19 protein-coding genes are annotated in these 18,896 nt (G+C 32.4%); 15 read left to right on the forward strand and 4 right to left on the reverse strand.

Going from position 1 to position 18,896, the window contains the following annotated elements; all coding sequences use genetic code 11:
* Positions 1-19: 19 nt before the first annotated feature.
* On the forward strand, positions 20-928 hold the full coding sequence (locus AC1Q8L_RS15055; RefSeq protein WP_492331398.1) for a collagen-like triple helix repeat-containing protein: 909 nt from the start codon (positions 20-22) through the stop codon (positions 926-928).
* Positions 929-1,192: 264 nt separating this feature from the next.
* Here AC1Q8L_RS15055 and AC1Q8L_RS15060 read toward each other — a convergent pair whose 3' ends face one another.
* Positions 1,193-1,492 (reverse strand): contact-dependent growth inhibition system immunity protein, encoded by a 300-nt coding sequence (locus tag AC1Q8L_RS15060; protein ID WP_000998176.1) that lies wholly within the window; start codon positions 1,490-1,492, stop codon positions 1,193-1,195.
* An 18-nt stretch (positions 1,493-1,510) separates the two neighbouring features.
* Positions 1,511-2,920, reverse strand: coding sequence for a WXG100 family type VII secretion target (locus AC1Q8L_RS15065; protein ID WP_097996893.1), 1,410 nt, complete (start codon positions 2,918-2,920; stop codon positions 1,511-1,513).
* A gap of 305 nt (positions 2,921-3,225) precedes the next feature.
* Here AC1Q8L_RS15065 and AC1Q8L_RS15070 point away from each other — a divergent pair, with 305 nt between their 5' ends.
* The 4 genes from AC1Q8L_RS15070 (at position 3,226) to AC1Q8L_RS15085 (ending at position 6,763) form a co-directional block, all read left to right on the forward strand.
* Positions 3,226-4,908: an RNaseH domain-containing protein gene (locus AC1Q8L_RS15070; RefSeq protein ID WP_000626126.1), complete on the forward strand. Its 1,683-nt coding sequence runs from the start codon at positions 3,226-3,228 to the stop codon at positions 4,906-4,908.
* A 207-nt stretch (positions 4,909-5,115) separates the two neighbouring features.
* A complete protein-coding gene (locus AC1Q8L_RS15075; protein WP_000732179.1) occupies positions 5,116-5,883 on the forward strand; it encodes a DUF3959 family protein in 768 nt (255 codons plus the stop codon).
* Between the two features lie 139 nt (positions 5,884-6,022).
* The gene (locus tag AC1Q8L_RS15080) at positions 6,023-6,439 is read left to right on the forward strand and encodes a DUF3995 domain-containing protein (protein ID WP_000905591.1); all 417 of its coding nucleotides are present in this window, start codon (positions 6,023-6,025) and stop codon (positions 6,437-6,439) included.
* A gap of 120 nt (positions 6,440-6,559) precedes the next feature.
* The gene (locus tag AC1Q8L_RS15085; protein ID WP_000878368.1) at positions 6,560-6,763 is read left to right on the forward strand and encodes a hypothetical protein; all 204 of its coding nucleotides are present in this window, start codon (positions 6,560-6,562) and stop codon (positions 6,761-6,763) included.
* 327 nt (positions 6,764-7,090) lie between these two features.
* On the opposite strand, the gene AC1Q8L_RS15090 is transcribed toward AC1Q8L_RS15085, so the two are convergent.
* Positions 7,091-7,303, reverse strand: coding sequence for a hypothetical protein (locus AC1Q8L_RS15090; RefSeq protein WP_000362073.1), 213 nt, complete (start codon positions 7,301-7,303; stop codon positions 7,091-7,093).
* Between the two features lie 208 nt (positions 7,304-7,511).
* On the opposite strand from AC1Q8L_RS15090, the gene AC1Q8L_RS15095 reads away from it, so the two are divergent.
* The 6 genes from AC1Q8L_RS15095 (at position 7,512) to AC1Q8L_RS15120 (ending at position 12,860) form a co-directional block, all read left to right on the forward strand.
* On the forward strand, positions 7,512-8,516 hold the full coding sequence (locus AC1Q8L_RS15095; protein ID WP_000565684.1) for a DUF1835 domain-containing protein: 1,005 nt from the start codon (positions 7,512-7,514) through the stop codon (positions 8,514-8,516).
* Between the two features lie 145 nt (positions 8,517-8,661).
* A complete protein-coding gene (locus AC1Q8L_RS15100; protein WP_000282690.1) occupies positions 8,662-9,066 on the forward strand; it encodes a hypothetical protein in 405 nt (134 codons plus the stop codon).
* A gap of 159 nt (positions 9,067-9,225) precedes the next feature.
* On the forward strand, positions 9,226-10,461 hold the full coding sequence (locus AC1Q8L_RS15105; RefSeq protein ID WP_000062089.1) for a cytochrome P450 family protein: 1,236 nt from the start codon (positions 9,226-9,228) through the stop codon (positions 10,459-10,461).
* A 267-nt stretch (positions 10,462-10,728) separates the two neighbouring features.
* On the forward strand, positions 10,729-12,012 hold the full coding sequence (locus tag AC1Q8L_RS15110) for an MFS transporter (protein WP_000106403.1): 1,284 nt from the start codon (positions 10,729-10,731) through the stop codon (positions 12,010-12,012).
* Positions 12,002-12,634: a Vat family streptogramin A O-acetyltransferase gene (locus AC1Q8L_RS15115; protein ID WP_001069253.1), complete on the forward strand. Its 633-nt coding sequence runs from the start codon at positions 12,002-12,004 to the stop codon at positions 12,632-12,634. Before AC1Q8L_RS15110 ends, AC1Q8L_RS15115 begins: the two co-directional genes overlap by 11 nt.
* Positions 12,635-12,704: 70 nt before the next feature.
* Complete coding sequence (locus tag AC1Q8L_RS15120; protein ID WP_000046095.1) at positions 12,705-12,860, forward strand: DUF1540 domain-containing protein; 156 nt, start codon at positions 12,705-12,707, stop codon at positions 12,858-12,860.
* Between the two features lie 102 nt (positions 12,861-12,962).
* Here the strand turns inward: AC1Q8L_RS15120 and AC1Q8L_RS15125 are convergent, their stop codons facing one another.
* A complete protein-coding gene (locus AC1Q8L_RS15125) occupies positions 12,963-13,460 on the reverse strand; it encodes a PadR family transcriptional regulator (protein ID WP_000289121.1) in 498 nt (165 codons plus the stop codon).
* Positions 13,461-13,600: 140 nt separating this feature from the next.
* Here AC1Q8L_RS15125 and AC1Q8L_RS15130 point away from each other — a divergent pair, with 140 nt between their 5' ends.
* From AC1Q8L_RS15130 to AC1Q8L_RS15145, 4 genes are all read left to right on the forward strand, one after another.
* A complete protein-coding gene (locus AC1Q8L_RS15130; RefSeq protein ID WP_086388027.1) occupies positions 13,601-14,815 on the forward strand; it encodes a cytochrome P450 in 1,215 nt (404 codons plus the stop codon).
* A gap of 108 nt (positions 14,816-14,923) precedes the next feature.
* Complete coding sequence (locus AC1Q8L_RS15135; protein WP_000954436.1) at positions 14,924-15,502, forward strand: cysteine dioxygenase family protein; 579 nt, start codon at positions 14,924-14,926, stop codon at positions 15,500-15,502.
* A gap of 175 nt (positions 15,503-15,677) precedes the next feature.
* Positions 15,678-16,529, forward strand: a complete 852-nt coding sequence (locus AC1Q8L_RS15140; protein ID WP_000766385.1) for a Cof-type HAD-IIB family hydrolase — start codon at positions 15,678-15,680, stop codon at positions 16,527-16,529.
* A 421-nt stretch (positions 16,530-16,950) separates the two neighbouring features.
* On the forward strand, positions 16,951-18,738 hold the full coding sequence (locus tag AC1Q8L_RS15145; RefSeq protein WP_142317971.1) for an ATP-binding protein: 1,788 nt from the start codon (positions 16,951-16,953) through the stop codon (positions 18,736-18,738).
* The last annotated feature ends 158 nt before the right edge of the window (positions 18,739-18,896 follow it).

An 18,896-nucleotide genomic window follows, 5' to 3' on the forward strand; every position in this document is an offset into this window, starting at 1 on the left:
ACTCATAGGAGGTAGTTAAGTGTTTGATAAAAATGAAATGCAAAAAACAAATGGGATATTTCAAACTAATGCATTAACCCCAAATTTAATTGGTCCCACACTCCCGCCAATCCCACCATTTACTTTACCAACCGGCCCCACGGGTCCAACAGGAGGGACAGGCCCAACGGGAGTAACGGGTCCAACAGGAGTAACGGGTCCAACAGGAGTAACGGGTCCAACAGGAGTAACGGGTCCAACAGGAGTAACGGGTCCAACAGGGATAACAGGTCCAACAGGGATAACGGGTCCAACGGGAGTAACGGGTCCAACAGGGATAACGGGTCCAACGGGAGTAACGGGTCCAACAGGGATAACGGGTCCAACAGGGATAACAGGTCCAACAGGAGTAACGGGTCCGACAGGGATAACAGGTCCAACGGGAGGGACTGAAGGTTGTCTGTGTGATTGCTGTGTTTTACCTATGCAAAGCGTCTTACAACAACTTATTGGAGAAACTGTGATTCTCGGCACTATTGCAGACACACCAAACACGCCCCCACTTTTCTTTCTATTTACTATCACTTCCGTAAATGATTTTTTAGTTACAGTTACAGATGGCACCACAACCTTCGTGGTTAATATTTCTGATGTAACAGGGGTAGGTTTTTTACCACCAGGACCACCTATCACATTACTTCCACCTGTCGATGTAGGATGTGAGTGTGAATGTCGTGAACGACCAATTAGACAATTATTGGATGTGTTTATTGGGTCTACAGTAAGTCTTTTGGCAATTAATGGTTCTATTGCAGCAGATTTTAACGTGGAACAAACAGGACTTGGTATAGTGCTAGGTACATTACCTATAAATCCAACTACAACCGTTAGGTTTGCTATTTCAACTTGTAAAATTACAGCTGTAAATATAACTCCTGCTACGATATAATAGATTTCTTTCAGAAGTATCTATTTAATTTCATTGATAATGATTATGTCATACAAACATACTTTGAAAAATGAATAATAAATGCACTACCAAAATATGATATTCTTTTAGGAATAATTTGTGAAGTTCACAAGAAAATGGAATTATATATGATGTTATTTCTCACAAAAGAATAGTTTGATGTATAACAAAGTCGCCCTTAATTGGACGGCTTTGTTATGTAATACGAAGAAAAGACCGCCTATTACGGGCGGTCGATTTTTACTAATGATTTTTTAATGCTTGTTTTAACGTTTCAACTGTTTGTTCAAGCCATTCTATAGGATTAAGTTTTAAAGAAGGAAAATAAATTTCAGTATAATATTCAATGAACGCTTCTTTTTCTTGCGTGGATAAATCACTTTTTAAAAATTCAGTTATGTACTTTACAGTATTTTCTATACACACTTTGTGAGCTTCTTCTATAAATTCATTTAAGGCTTTTTCTACTGTTCCCATATCTTGATGAAATGTTCCGTCTAAAAAATCACTTACTTCTTCATACATATAATCTTTATCATTCATAAGTATCCTCCTAAATTTCTATCTTACGGGATATCCTGTTCGAATATAACTTCCTTGTCCGTCTTTTTTTAAGATAATTTTAGCATTAGTTACCTCTAAAATATTTTCAGATCCTCTTACAATAGATCGACCAATAACTTCATCACCTCTATACCTAAACGCTAGAGTTGGCGGGCTGTAGGGATCATCTAACCACCTTTCTATTTTACGTATATTTCGAGGATTGGTTAACACTTCATCAGCAATTTTTTGGGCTGTTTCTAAATTATTAAAAGATGAAGACCCTGTGATATCGGGATCGTCTTTTAAGCGTTGAGCCAATGCTTCATTAGATATTTCAACATGCTTTTCCATTAAATGTCCACCTTTGTCTTCGTGTTGCTTTAAATCACCATCAAATACACGTGGACTATATTGGGTTGATCTATCTATGTTTTCAGCAGATAAAATAGTATCTTCAGCTTTTCTAAAATCAGGTGTATCAAATGCAGAGCGTATATTATTTCCGCCAGCGAAAGCAAACTCATTGTGATTACGATTGAATAAGGATGCAGCGTCTTGCAAGCTTTGATTAGCAGTTCGTGAAATCTCAGCTAATTTTGTGCCAGGGTTCAACATTGCAATTTTATCCACGCCTTTTGTTCCTACGAATAGTTGTCCAACAGCCAATATAGTATGACCAGCCGCGCTTCCATACCATCCTGCACCACTATACGAGTCACCATTGGTAACGTCACGATTCCAAGAATCAGAAATTGTTTGTTTTATCGCATTGAACGTCTCGACTGGGTGAGAAACGGCTTCAATCGTGTTATTAAATGTGTCAATTGGATGGATAACTGCATCTGCAAGTCCTAATAATTCATCACCTATAGCGTCGCCCACGCCCTTTTTTAAGTGATAGGGGACACCTAATCCAGATTTTTCAAAAGCAGATTCGATTTCATCATCTATAGTCTCTTTTATTTTATTCACATCTTTATAAGCTACATCGATACCATGTTTAAATTTATCATATAAAGACTCATCAGAATTTTTTACTTTACTAAGATCCTCATAAGTTTCCTTGAGACCATGCCAAACCTTGTCACGTAAAGAGCCATCATTTTTCTCACTATCTAACTTACCACACATTGCTCCTTCTTCAAGATTTCCGTCATATGAAGCATCTGCGGTACGGAATTTTTCGGCACTCCGTTTCAAGTCTTCTTCTACTTGTACAATTGAATTAATGGCTGTAAAAGCTTTTGGTCTTGCATCATTGAACATTTGAATGAACTGTTGATTAGAGGCGCCAATCCATTGAAAACACAAATGATCTATTTCATTACATAAATTATTATGTATAGATTCTAATGCGATCCTGGTATTACTTGCACGATTTGCAACATCTTCTAGCATTTCAGGTGTCACTTTGATTTGAACCATTTTTTTCCTCCCTCTCCCAATTAAAATTATAAGATAAATAGAAGAAAAGTAAATATATGAAATTTAGATTATATTAAGGGGGATTTATTTATAGAAGAAATATAAAAAAGTGCTAACAAGTTTGCAAACGAACTTGCTAACACCTATAAGAAATAGACATAAATTATCGCCGATATGTCGTCTTTGAAAATAGCTTTAATCAGTTACATCATACTTATACGAAATGCTCATAAAGACAGTCTTAATATCAAGAATATAATCATCCAGATATTCCTTTACTTTTAAGACGAAAACGAGGCATGATATTGATTTCTACCTCAGAGTTTGCGTCAAATAATAAAAAAATACGGTTTGTAAAACTAAAAATACAACAAGCTACAACCGGCATGAAATGGATTAAGATATTTAGAAATTTAAAAGATGATTTTCAAATAGGGGGAGAGGTGGATTTAGACCATATTCTCCAATATCCGAAAGATTATATTGTAGGAGAAAATAAAAGGGTGTTATTTCCATACAATGAGAGAATTTATAAAGTTCAAGGTACTAAAATAGAACCGGGTATAACAGTAAAGGAAAGAGAGTATTTATTTAAAGAATTTCAGCGTAAATTCTCTTATTTCACAATACTTCCAGAATGTAAAAAGGTAGCTACAAATAACAAGAATGAATTATTTCCTTTATTTGCACCAAAAGGATTAGAGACATTAATATTAGAAGTTTGGTCTGAAAATATAGCGCTGGAAATAGAACAAGCATTACTTGATAGCGAAATTGTTTTGACTAAAGTTGGTGAAAATTCTTATGTATTGAATACAGATTTTCCAGTGTTATTAAAGATTGTGAGATACAATATTGAAAAGGTGTTACAAAATCCATATAAAATGCAATATTGCCAAAAATATAAAACAAATCTTGTAGATGATGTTAAGAAAGCTGTCTATGCTACCGCGGGTAAGCGCAGTGATGCGACATTAGCATTAATCGCGATGAAAAATTGTGATGGACGCGAAAAAATTGATCCAAAACAAATCATTAGAGAGGGATTTGCACGAACAAACCGTATTTCAACATTTATTAATTTATTTATAGGCCAAAATGTATCTCGTAAAACAATTGTAAATAGTGTTTTTAGTCTATTAGAACAAAAAGGATTTTTGAGGCGTAGTTGGAATAAGATAAATCTACCTTGTACATATGTTAGTTTATCAATTGAACGAATATCGAAATTCGATTTCTTACCTATTTTTTCAAAAATAAAAGGAAAAGAAATTTTATATAAATTATATGGGAGTACAGAGTGGCAAACGATTGATTACGTATTATTAAATATAAATAAACATAATGCATTTTTACCACAACCATCAAAGAGAAATGATATGGGAGCTCTTTTTAAACAATATGTTTTCGAAACATTAATGGAAATTGTACAATATGCAAAAGAACAAAATAAACAAGTTTACTTCATTGTAGATGCAAATTTGAGAAAATATTGGATAAAAGAGTTACAAAATAAAGAAATTAATATAGATATTTTACCTGATATTGTTCCAGAGGTGTTAAAGGTTCCAAATTTAAATATTATTAGAATAAATACAGGTTTTGATGTACCAAGTTACGGTGTAATAGAATCTGATGATGCTCTAGATAGCATTGGCTTATATGCAGATCAAAAAGGGATGTATTATAGCACTGGTGAATATTCACTTAATTGTAGTGGGATTTTTCAGCGATATATACTTGAAATTCTACCATTAGGTGTAAAACCTGTAGAAAGGGATTATATCGCTAAAATGATACATTACATGTGCTGTAATTCTAGTATGCTTTCGAAAAAGAATGTACACATGACATATTCCATGCATATGGAAAAGATAATAAAGAGTTATATTACTGACATAGATGCAAGAGAGTTTAAAGAATTTAATGATGAATTGGATGTAGATGTAGTAAAAGTAGAAAAGAAAGATTCAATTATTCTACTTTAAATACTTGTAAACAAATCCTGCTCGTTATATCGATCAGGATTTGTCATTTTTTTATGTAAATAAGGATATCCTTTGTCAAGTATCTTTTCGTTTACATATTTACTTTATGTGCAGACAGGATTAATATGTTTTTTAGAAATACAAAAACTATTTCATATGGAAAAACGATTTTTATTAATTGAAAAAATTTGAAAGGAATGGGGAATTGTGAAGAAATTAGATGTGCTCTTAATGCTACTGAGCGGCCTCTTTCCAATTGCAGGACTTACAAAGCAAATCCCTCTAGAACAATCTATATATATTGGAGGGCTTTTATTTTTTACTAGTTTCGGTAGTTATTTTGCTAAAAAGATGTATTCACGTATATGCAGCTGGATAGCGTATGCGCCATTTATAACATTACTGTTAGTTATTTGGCATCAGGATATTGCAACAAGCTCAATCATAGCAAATGCGAAAATTGCTGCATGTGTCGCGTTAATTCCATGTTTATTCCGTTTTCGTACATATGGACTTACTTTGGGCTTATTCTCATTATGGGCCGCTTTACTATGGGATATAAAAGAAGTACAGTCGTTAGTCATACTTGAACGCATAACGAGTTTAATGACAAGCCATTATGTATATATATTACTATTAATTGGAGGACTTGTAATAGGAGGATTACTCGCGATGTTCATTCACCGCAAAGAGAAAGATAATAATAAAGAAAATATAAATCTACTTGGACCAAAAAAGAAACACAAAAGATTATCATTTAAGATTCGTCTTCCAAGATTACCGAAATTAAGGATAAAACTATTTAAGTTTGGTGGAAAAGAATCTAAAAGTAAAATGCCAGAAAAAATCCATGAGTATAAGTACGAAGAACCAGTTGCAACATATGAAATGACAGAGCAAATAGATCCATACAAAGAAAATGCAGTTCAAGGTCAAACAAGGATGGAACGCCGAAGAAATAGGTATAATGCATAATGAAGTTTAATAACCCCGTAATGACTTATCTTAATATTGATGAATCATTACGGTTTTTTTATGTAATGAAATGAAGGTTGCTATTGCGGAGGGGAATAGCATATTTTATAGATAGGAACTAAAATAAGGGGAGGATAAAATGCTTATCATTACATATATATCTGTTTGTATATTATTCTTAGTTAGCTTTTTACATGTATATTGGGCTTTCGGAGGTAATTGGGGGACAAATAGTGTTATTCCAACTAAATCAGGGGAAAAGGCGTTTACACCTCGCGCCGGAATGACATTGTTCATTGCATTATTATTAAGTATGGCAGCAATAATTTTGTTGCAACAAGCAAAAATTTTTCATTTTGCAGTTCCTAATGTTATTATTCAAGTCGGTTCCTGGATTTGTATGATCGTCTTTTCTATTAGAGTAATTGGTGAGTTTAATTATTTTGGTATCTTTAAACGACAAAAAGATACACACTTTGCTAGAATGGATACCGGTTTATATATTCCACTTTGTGCATTTTTATCTTTATCTTTCTTATTAGCAATAATTTTGTGAGTAAATAATAGTAGCTGCTTTTCTCAAAATACATGTAAACGTGAGAAATCTAAGGGTAAATAAAAAGGATGTAAGCGCCTTCTTGTCGAAATGTAAATTATTATGAAAGGCGGTGACACTATGAAGTATGTAAAAGTTAGTATGAATGGTGGAAGTGAACATAAATTCTCAATGACTTTAGATCGGTTTGAAGAACTTATTACTGCAGAGAATGGGATACTAGAAAATAAATTAGTATGTATTGAAAATGTAATGATTAATCCTACTAATATATCTTCTGTAGTTGAAAAAATTGGTGTACCGGCTAAGTTTATGGAAGCTTAAAATGTTAGATAAAAAACATCCATTGGGGATGTTTTTTAATTTATAAATATGATAATCGTACAGTAAATATTTGAGTAGATTTTATAGCAATGATTATGCATATATTAAGTACCTGAACATAGTGCTTAATACATGCACGAAATAATAAGTACAAGCATATATTATGTAGTAGGACAAGATCTTCGTGTCCTACTTAATACTCAGAAAAAACCTCTAATCACATAAGAGCGGCCAATTGCAGGGTGCTCTTATTTTTTATGAAAATCTACTACGAGCCTTATTTTATAGTAGGATGCAATAATAAAGGGCTATTTTGAAATAGTGTTTTTAGCCTTTAATTTTAAATTTATCTTTAACGTTAATAAATATTAAAAATAATATGATAGCAGAAATTAAGTTAGATAAGTAGAAATCTTGATGAAACAGTAGTTCGAAGATGACATAGAAAGTAACGAATAAGGCGATAGTAGGTAGTATGCAAATAAATATAAATCTCCAATTTTTTAAGTAATGTTTATAATTTGTAAGTACTTTATCCATAAATATAGCTCCTATATTTTTGTTTTTATATAATTATACATTTAGATACAAAGATTTTCAAAGTAAAATATTTAGCAATTCAAAAATATAAGGAAAGCTTTTGTTGAAAATCCAGATTGCTGTAGCAATCTGGATTTGACTTTAAAGAACTATACTAAAATGATACACTATAATCTACGTTATTTTTGAAATGAATAGAGGGATTTGTGTGATAGATAAAATTAAAAATGCTGTAGAGGATATGTACGAAGATGAGGCTAAAGATTTACTTCAAAGTATTCTCATACAGTTAAACTTATTAGAAGAAAACTACAGTGAAGATACAATTAAAAATTTGATGGATATTCCGAAACAATTAACAAGTAATCCTACTTATAAAAGGAATGTAAAAGAAAGTACGCACATACATATTGCTTTTGATGATTCAACGGCTGGTTGCTTAAAATATATGTTAAGTCAAGAAGAATTATTTGAAGAGAGTGTTGTTGCTTTTTCGGAATTCTTTTCAATTGGACCGATATATAGGTTGCATACGAATGAGGGGCAACTAGCAAGACAGAAGTGGTTAATAAATAACTTAACTGCTTATGATAGTTATTTTGAAGAAGAATATTTATCAAGATTTATAGCAACTATAGAAGAACTACATACTATTCCTGTTGAAACGCCTATTACAATTTGGAAGGCTGATAATGCACATGAACATGTAGGCTTAAGTTTTGTAATGGCACAATTAAAGGATAAGAAAAACATTCGAGTTATTAATACGTCTGAAGCAAGTAGAGAAATATTAAAACAAGAGTATGATATTCGTGGAACGGGAGAATTACCACCTGAAAGTTTAGCTCTATTCCAAAAAAGTTTTATAAAGCTACCTTATTTAACTGAAGAGAAGCGCATGAAGTTTGAAAATGAGTGGGATAGATTATCGGAAAGCATAGAATGTTTAAGAGTTTGGAAAGAAAATGAAGTGCATTCTGTACAGGAAGATTATTTTGATCAATTTATAATTGAATGCGCCAAAAGTGTGGGTGCTGATCGAGAGTTCCTTAAAGCTCCTAGAGTAATTGGTGAAGCACTTGGTCTTGTTGAACAATTAGTTGGAGATACATTCTTAGAATATCGCTTGAAACAATTAATTAAACAAGAAGTATTTGAATTTGAAGGTTCGTTAGATGAAATGCGTTTTTATAGTGTGAAGTTAAGGAAATGATAAACACATTCTATTTTTGAAAAGCTCGTATTTTTAATAATACGAGCTTTTTAAGTTGAATTTGGGCTATACATAAGCTTCGCAGTGAGGGCATATCACATATGAATGGTAAAGGTAATGAATGAAAAGAAGGTGATTTGTTAATATGTATAACCAACAAAATTATCCATATGATCAAGCGATGTATTACAATCCACAAAACTACGGGTATGAACCTACAAATGAAGTGAGAGATATTGAACAAGAAGACTATAGACCAGATGATGCGGAGGATGCTCCAACATCACCACCACCGTCACAAGCGCCGTCGTTACCGTCTACATTTGCTTCTCCGGCACAACCAAGCAATATGAAATCATGGATGTGTAACTGTTTAGGAAGATGGGGCTATTTACGTTTACATCGTCCTGGGCCTTTTGGAAGAGATTTATGGTTCTTTCCGACTGAAGTGAGAAGAAATGGAGTATCAGGTTACACTTGGCAAGGTGGTCGTCGTCGTAAAGTAAGTTATCGCTATCAACAAATTAGTAATTTTATGTGCTTCGCATAAAGAGAAGTGGGAGAGTAAAACGATTTTACTCTCTCACTTTTTTATTTTTCAATATACGAAGTAAGATTTTGATTAAAAATTTACAATTTTCACGTTTTTATTAGAGTATAATGCATATGTTGATTGGTCTTCAAAAACAAATGAGAGTGAGGGAATACAATGTCAATGAAAAACAAAGTTGGACTAAAAATAGAGGATGGCATTAATTTAGCTTCAGCTCAATTTAAGGAAGATGCGTATGAGATTTATAAAGAATCGCGAAAAAAACAACCTATATTATTTGTAAACCAAGTTGAAATCGGTAAAGAATGGCTCATTACTAGATATGAAGATGCTCTGCCACTTTTAAAAGATAATCGTTTAAAAAAAGATTGGACAAATGTGTTTTCTCAAGATATAAAGAACATGTATCTTTCCGTTGATAATAGTGACCACTTAACAACACATATGCTAAATTCAGATCCACCTAACCACAGTCGTTTACGATCTTTAGTTCAAAAAGCTTTTACACCGAAGATGATTGCACAATTAGACGGAAGAATTGAGAGAATAGCAGATGATTTGATAAGTGATATAGAGCGAAAAGGTACATTAAATCTTGTGGATGATTATTCATTTCCGTTACCAATTATTGTAATAAGTGAGATGCTCGGTATTCCAAAAGAAGATCAAGCGAAATTTAGAATTTGGTCTCATGCTGTTATTGCATCACCAGAAACACCTGAAGAAATAAAAGAGACCGAAAAACAACTATCTGAGTTTATTACATATCTTCAATATTTAGTTGATATTAAACGAAAAGAGCCAAAAGAAGACTTAGTGAGTGCTTTAATACTTGCAGAGAGTGAAGGGCATAAACTTAGCGCTCGGGAACTATATTCAATGATAATGCTATTAATTGTAGCAGGACACGAGACGACAGTGAATTTAATTACAAATACGGTATTAGCACTTCTTGAAAATCCAAATCAATTACAGTTATTAAAAGATAATCCAAAACTAATTGATTCGGCTATTGAGGAAGGATTGCGTTATTATTCTCCAGTTGAGGTTACAACTGCAAGATGGGCAGCGGAACCTTTTCAAATTCACGACCGAACAATCGAAAAAGGAGATATGGTTGTCATTGCCTTAGCTTCTGCAAACCGTGATGAAACTGTATTTGAAAACCCAGAAGTATTCGATATTACTCGGGAAAATAATCGTCATATTGCGTTTGGTCATGGTAGCCATTTCTGCTTAGGAGCTCCACTTGCGAGGTTAGAAGCAAAGATTGCTATTACTAATTTGTTTAATCGAATGCCTGAACTAAAAATAAAAGGGAATCGTGAAGAAATTAAATGGCAAGGTAACTATTTAATGCGTTCTTTAGAGGAATTGCCTTTAACTTTCTAGAATAGTTAAAAGGAGACATGCATACATCGAAAATGATTTACATAGAGTATGTATGTGTTATTTAAATTCGAAACGGAAGGGTGAAGACATCCCAATGATCAACTAATTCTATTTGTAAGAGATCTTCGTTAAAAAACGAAATATTCTTCTGAATAGGGTTAGTCTGTACATTTATAGAAAAGGGATGTATTTCGCTCTGCGAATATATAGTCTTTTTATATGATTTGTGCTGCCTCCTGTTCAGAACATGAAATAGGAGGCTTTTTTATGTCGACAAATGTAGTAACGAAACAAAACAATGGGGTATCACAAGTATTAAAAAATCGGTTTGTTCAAGGGATTTTAGCATCAGCATTATTTTTACAAATAGGAATATGGGTTCGAAACTTTGCGGTATTACTATATGTAATGGAAATGACAAAAGGTGATGCTTTTGCTATTTCGATGATTTCAGTTGCTGAATTCGCTCCAATTTTTATTTTTTCATTTATTGGCGGTACTTTTGCTGATAGGTGGAAGCCAAAGAAGACAATGATATGGTGTGAAACGTTAAGTTCCATTTCAGTATTCGCTGTATTAATTACGCTTATGTTTGGAACGTGGAAAATTGTGTTTTTTGTGACACTCATCTCTGCAATCCTTTCACAGTTTTCACAACCATCTGGAATGAAATTGTTTAAACAACATTTATCAACGGAACAAATTCAATTAGCAATGTCTATATATCAAACGATATTTGCAATATTTATGGTATTAGGACCAATACTAGGGACATTTATCTTTCATAGTTTTGGAATTTATATTTCAATCATCATAACAGGTATCTCGTTTTTACTTGCGGCAGTTGTATTGTTATTCCTTCCGAAAGATCTTGAAAACGACGTAGAAAAGAAAGGTATCACTCTGTTGCAGGAGATGAAGGATGGTATTAAGTATGTCAAAAAGAAAAAAGCATTAACTTTGCTAGGGCTTTGTTTTATGGCTGCAGGACTAGGTATAGGATTAATTCAGCCATTAGGTATATTTATTGTGACTGAGCAGTTAGGATTATCAAAAGAGAGTTTACAGTGGCTACTAACAGTAAATGGTGCGGGAATGATTGTTGGCGGAGCATTAGCAATGGTATTTGCGAAAAACGTTGCTCCGCAAAAGATGTTAATTATCGGTATGCTTGGTCAAGCAATTGGTATTGGCATTATAGGATATTCTACAAATTTATGGGTGACACTTACAGCGCAGCTTTTTAGTGGTTTAGCTCTTCCGTGTATCCAAATTGGTATTAATACGCTTATTATTCAAAATAGCGATACCGATTTTATAGGTCGTGTAAATGGTATTTTAAGTCCGCTTTTTACCGGTTCAATGGTAGTAACGATGAGTATAGCTGGCTCATTAAAAGAGATGTTTTCATTAAGTATGATGTATGAAGGAACGGCTTTACTTTTTATAATTGGATTATTGTTTATTTTACCTATATACAATTTAAAGCCAGTAATAGCGGTAGAAAGTGAAATAAGTGGTAAAGGAAGTGCCGTACAAAATGAATCCTAATCCAAATGTTAAATACCCTATTGAAGGAAATCAAAACGTTCAATTTATAAAAAATATAATAACAAAACCTAATATACTTGTTGGTGAATATTCTTATTATGATGCGAAAGATGGAGAAACATTTGAAGATCGAGTATTACATCATTATGAATTTCTTGGAGATCGCCTTAATATTGGAAAGTTTTGTTGTATTGCATCTGGAGTTAACTTTATTATGAACGGAGCCAATCATCGGATGGATGGATTTTCGGCATATCCATTTAATATATTTGGAAATGGGTGGGAGAAGTATACACCTAGTTTGTCTGATTTACCTTATAAAGGTGATACAGTTATAGGAAATGACGTTTGGATTGGTATGGATACAACAATTATGCCCGGAATAAAAATAGGGGATGGTGCAATCATTGCAGCTAAATCTGTTGTGACTAGAGACGTCGCACCATATACAATTGTTGGTGGAAACCCTGCAAATAAAATAAAAGAGAGATTTTCAAATGAAATAATTCAAGAATTATTGCAAATTCAATGGTGGCATTTTGATATTGAAAAAATAACTGGAAATATTGATGCTATTGTACGCGGAGATATTGAACCATTAAGAAAGCTAAAAAGGGAATGAAAAATGGATGACAAATAGTATCATACCTCCGAATTTTGTTAATGATAATAGAACAAGGAGGTGTGATACTATGGCACAAGACGTTTTATGTGAAGTAAACAACTGTAAATTTTGGGCGAACGGTAATAAATGTAGTGCAGAGGCAATTTACGTAGTAAGTCATAAAGGTAAACATGCATCTACAACGGAAGAAACAGATTGCAAAACATTCGATCCAGAAGTGTAAATTCTTTAAGGGTAGCCAAATCGTGGTTGCCCTTTTATTAATCATATTATTGATAATAAATATCATTTTCATTCATTAATTTTAGCTTTTTTTGTTATTTTTTCATATTTTCTTCATAAGTGATGTAATCCAACTCAATTCATGTTCAATTCGTGATTTACTAAATTCAATGACTTCAGTAATAAAGGGTGAGGTAACCTCTAGAGACTGAATAGCGGTAAGTTGATTATGTAGTACGTTTTGACGTACAGTCAAAATCTCTTTTCTAGCTTCATATTCAAGTTTTTCAAATAGCGCGATACGAACAAGAAATTCTGCATTATTTGTCGCAAGTTTTTCGGGAAACTCTCGTAACATTTCAGAAAAAATTTCTTCTCCTGTTTCTGTTATATCGTACATATTTCGGTTTGGTTTTCCAACTTGTTTATGTATTTTTTTCGTTATAGCACCCATATTTTCAAAGCGCCTAAGGGCAGGGTAAAGCATGTTGTGATTTAATTCAAAATTCTCACCTAAACGATTTTGAACATTTTTTTTGATTTCATATCCATGTTTTGGTCCGGTCGTTAATTCTGCTAGTAGTAAAATGTCAACGTACATAAAAATCCCCCTTATATATTTCTCAAGTTCTCTAATGAAAAATCCCCTTTAGTATATGTTAAAATAACATATGATAGTTTATACAACTTTGAACTGCCGACCTATCACTTTTATTGTAAAAGAAAAGGGAGGAAAGAACTATGGCTTCACCTGAAAATGTTATTTTAGTTCATGAAATTTCAAAGCTGAAAACAAAAGAAGAATTATGGAATCCATATGAATGGTATCGTTTGATGAGGGATAATCACCCAGTTCATTATGATGAAGAGCAGGATGTATGGAATGTTTTTTTATATGATGATGTAAATCGTGTTTTATCAGATTATCGCTTATTTTCAAGTAGAAGGGAGCGCAGACAATTCTCAATCCCTCCTTTAGAAACTAGAATAAATATAAACTCTACAGATCCACCAGAACATCGCAATGTACGTTCCATTGTTTCTAAGGCATTTACTCCAAGAAGTTTAGAACAGTGGAAACCTCGAATACAGGCTATCGCAGATGAACTTGTACAACATATCGAAAAATGTAGTGAATTTAATATCGTTGAACAGTTTGCTGCACCTTTACCTGTTACCGTTATTTCTGATTTATTAGGAGTCCCAACAACAGATCGTAAAAAAATTAAAGAATGGTCTGATATTTTATTTATGCCGTATAGTAAAGAAAAGTTTAATGATCTGGATGCTGAGAAAGGGATAGCATTAAATGAATTCAAAGCATACCTTCTACCGATTGTTCAGGAAAAGAGATATCATTTAACCGATGATATCATTTCTGATTTAATTCGAGCTGAATATGAAGGCGAAAGATTAACCGATGAAGAAATTGTAACCTTTTCATTAGGTTTACTAGCAGCTGGGAATGAAACCACTACAAATTTAATTATTAATAGCTTTTATTGCTTTTTAGTAGATTCACCTGGAATTTATGAAGAGTTAAGAAAAGAACCTAACTTAATTTCAAAAGCGATTGAGGAAGTATTACGCTATCGCTTTCCTGTTACATTAGCCCGGAGGATTACAGAGGATACAAATATATTTGGTTCTTTAATGAAAAAGGATCAGATGATTGTTGCGTGGGTTAGTGCAGCGAATTTAGACGAGAAAAAATTTTCACAAGCCTCTCAATTTAATGTACATCGAACAGGAAATGAAAAGCATTTAACTTTTGGGAAAGGTCCTCACTTTTGCTTAGGAGCACCACTTGCACGTTTAGAGGCTGAGATTGCATTAACTACCTTTATAAATGCTTTTGAAAAAATAGAGCTATCTCCATCTTTCTGTTTAGAAAAATGTATATTGGAAAATGAACAAACATTAAAATACTTACCTATTCGATTGAAAGCTAAATAAAAATCTTAACAAGGTGCATACATTTGCATCTTGTTTTTTGTTTCTCAATTGTGAGTTTTCGGTAATCACCTTAATATGGAATTGTATAAAACGTAGAGGAGGATTCTTATGTTGACTTGTAATGGAAGTAAATCATTTCAAAAGTTTATTAAAGGTGTTACAGATCTTATGGAAAACGGTTTATTTGAAGAAGAAATAGTGTGTGGCATTGAAAAGTTACTAGAAGAACTTTTAGAAAAGAAAACATGGCTTCCGTTAGATAAACAGAAGGCCAATTTGACTCAATATGCACGACATTTATTGTATGAAGATCCGCTCAAACGTTTTGAAGTACTAGCTCTCGTATGGAAAGATGGACAATCTACACCTTTACATGATCATGACGGCACATGGGGAGTAGAAGGCGTTTTTTCAGGAAGGATTATGGTGCAGAACTTTATACAAACGAAACAACTTGGAAATTCACTTGTTTATTTAACACATACAGGAAATCTTTATTTGGGAGAAGGAGAAACAGATAAAGTAATTCCACCAGCGGATTGTCATATTCTTGAAATTAGCAAAAATGAAAGCGTTATTACGATTCATATCTATGGAAAACGGTTAGAAAAGTTTAAAGTATATATCCCAACTGAAGAAAAAAATGTGTACATGTGTGAGACAAAATACATTAGTTATAATTCATAGTTTAAAATCCAAAGCTTTTTTAAAAAGAAAAGCTTTGGATTTTATTTTTAATTATTTCTTGACCTGAAACGCTTTTCATAAATTATAAATAAGGAGTACCTCACGAGGATTGTATGAAAACGATACCTAATAATTAATTAGAACTCGTGTATTTATAGAAAGTGGTGAAGAAATAATGAAATTAATCGCAATTGATTTAGATGGAACTCTTCTTTCGGGGAATAAAATGATAAGTAAAGAAAATGCAGAAGCAATTCGAACATGTCAAGAAGCTGGCCATGTTGTAGCAATTTGTACAGGACGTTCTATTGTTGACATTGAGCGATTATTGTTAGAAGTTGATTTAGAGTGTCCAATCATTGCGGAAAATGGTGCTCTTATATATAAAGATAAAAAAATGATGAAGAGATATCCAATTCAAAATATGCAGGCACTTGAAATTGTAGAATATCTTGAAGAGAATGGTTTATATTATCAGCTCTATACTGATAAAGGTGTGTATGTACCGGATTATGGAGTAGAGAGTGTACGTAATGAAATTGAGCATGTGAAGAATTCAAAAGAAAATTTCGACTTGAAAGAGTTAGAAACAATCGCAGCATTATATCTTGAGCATACAGCGTTTCATAGTGCGGAAAGTTGTAAACCAATTGTAGAAACAGATATACATGTGCATAAACTATTACCATTTTCTTATGAAATTGAGAAATTAAAAAAACTCAAAGAAACATTTCTTCATAATACAGATTTAGCAATTACATCTTCATATTGGCACAATTTAGAGATTAATCATCGAGATGCTCAAAAAGGGAATGGATTATATACTTTAGCAGAACATCTTAATATTCCGGTTGAAAACACTGTAGCGATAGGTGATGGGCTAAACGATGTTTCTATGATGGAAAAAGCGAACATATCAATTGCAATGGGGAATGCAGTTGAAGAAATAAAAGCAATGTGTAAATACGAAACGTTATCAAATGAAGAACATGGTGTGGCACATGCTTTATATAAATATGTAATGTAATTAAAAAAAGAAAAAAGAATCCAAATGGATTCTTTTTTCTTTTTATTAGGGGTAAGGTATTCTATGAGATTCATAGAAGCCTTATTACATTTTATTATATAGAATATATTGGAATAAATGTTTATATTTTTCATAAAAATTGTGAATATTTTATGAACTTTATACTTATTGCATGTTTATACCGCTATTAGTGACGCGTATGACTCTCAAGTGAAAATTCAGTGAATGTAAGGAGGAATTCAAGTTACCTAGACAATAAATGAGGAATGAACGAAATATATTCTTTTCTTGTTTTAATTGAAAAATAAAATTTGATCGAATAATTATTCTACAGCTATATACCTACACTAGCTTTCTTCGTATAATGGAGAAGTATGAATTTTAGATTTGTATTAATTTTACATATTGAGGTGAACAAAGAATGAATTCGCGGCTAATGGAACTTATTGATGTGAGTACAATAGAAACCATGGCAGAACAATTTTATAAATTAACTAACATATCACATCAACTTCTTGATGCTGAAAAAGAGTGTGTTTTTTCATTCGGAATGAATGAGATAAAAAAGAGTAAACTTCCAAAGATTGAAATCCCCATTTTCTTATACAATCAACATTTAGGATCTTTTGTTGTATGGTCCAAAAAAAGTGAAATTTTCAGTTGTCAAAAATACTTTGAAATGCTCTCAAGTTTAATTTTAGATGGTGCAATAAAGGTATTTCAAAGTAAAAATACAACGTTGCTTTCTCGGAAAGAGGAGGAACTACATACGATTTTACAAAATATGCCTGTTATGGTCGATGCGCTTGATTATAATGGAGATTTTGTTTTGTGGAACCGAGAATGTGAAATCGTAACAGGTTATACCGCTGAAGAAATAATTGGAAATTCAAATGCACTGCAATTATTGTATCCTGATCATAATTATCGCCATCAAATACAAAAGAAATTTTTAACTTGTGGAAAAAATTTCAGAGATTGGGAAATGCACTTAACATGTAAAAATGGTGAAATCAAAACAATAATGTGGTCGAATATATCAGAACAGTTTCCTGTAACAGGATATAGTTATTGGGCTGTTGGTGTAGATATTACGCATTTAAAAGCGATAGAAGAGCAGTTAAAACAACAAACATCTGAACTTGAATTAATTTTTAAAGCTTTACCAGATTTATGTTTCTTAACAGAAGATGATGGCACGATTATTGATTACAAGGCAGGATCTCCTACGAAGTTTTACGTACCCGCAGAAGCTTTTATGGGAAAAAAGTTTTACGAAGTATTACCATCTTCAGTAGCGCAGCAGTTTCAGGAAGCCATTAATCAAGTGAAGGAAAAAGGAACGAATGTAATTGTAGAATATCCACTCACACTTAATGGAAGTATTGATTTCTTTGAAGCTAGGTGCTTACCATTATTACGTGATAAAATTATGATTATTGTACGCGACATTACAGAGCGAAAAAAGACAGAAGAATTGTTAAACAAATCAGATACGCTTGCAGCAATTGGTCAATTAGCAGCTGGCGTGGCTCATGAAGTAAGAAATCCTTTAACTGTAATTAAAGGTTTTATACAGTTATTCCAAATTAATAAAGAAGATCAAGAAAGATATTTTGATCTTATGCTTTCTGAAATTGAAAGGATAGAAGCGATCCTGCAAGAATTTCTGTCAATTGCTAAAACAGATGAAATAAATACAGAAAAGAAAAATATTTATCAAATTTTTAAAAATGTCGTATCGTTAATGAATACAAAAGCAATTATGACAAATATTCAAGTTGAACTATTTACGGATGACAAAGATATAATTATTGAATGCTCAGAAAATCAATTGAAACAAGTATTTATTAATATTTTGCAAAATTCAATCGAAGCTATGCCAAATGGTGGGGAAATTTCAATTCACATAAAAGAAATAAATGATGATGGTGTCATTATTCATGTAATAGATGAAGGAATAGGAATACCTGAAGAAAGAATTAAGAGATTAGGTGAACCTTTTTATAGTACGAAAGAAAAAGGGACTGGTATTGGATTAATGTTAAGTTATAAAATTATTGAAAGTCATCAAGGGACAATTAGTATCATGAGTGAGGTTGGTGTCGGGACAACAGTAACTATTTACTTACCGAAAGTACTAAGTAAACAATCTCTTTCTAATTGTGACGACAAATGTATACCAATACGCACTAGTAGTAATTCTTAAATCAATTAATACCCAATAACAAAGCGATTAGTGAAAACTAAGCTTTTTGTTATTGGGTATTTTTTATATTTAATTTAGTAAACTTTACCTTTTCTTTACCTTTGTTTTAATTTCTATTAAGTTTTAAACATTATATTAATATTTGTACAAAGCAATGT

The organism is Bacillus sp. GW823-FHT06A11 (assembly GCF_058795355.1).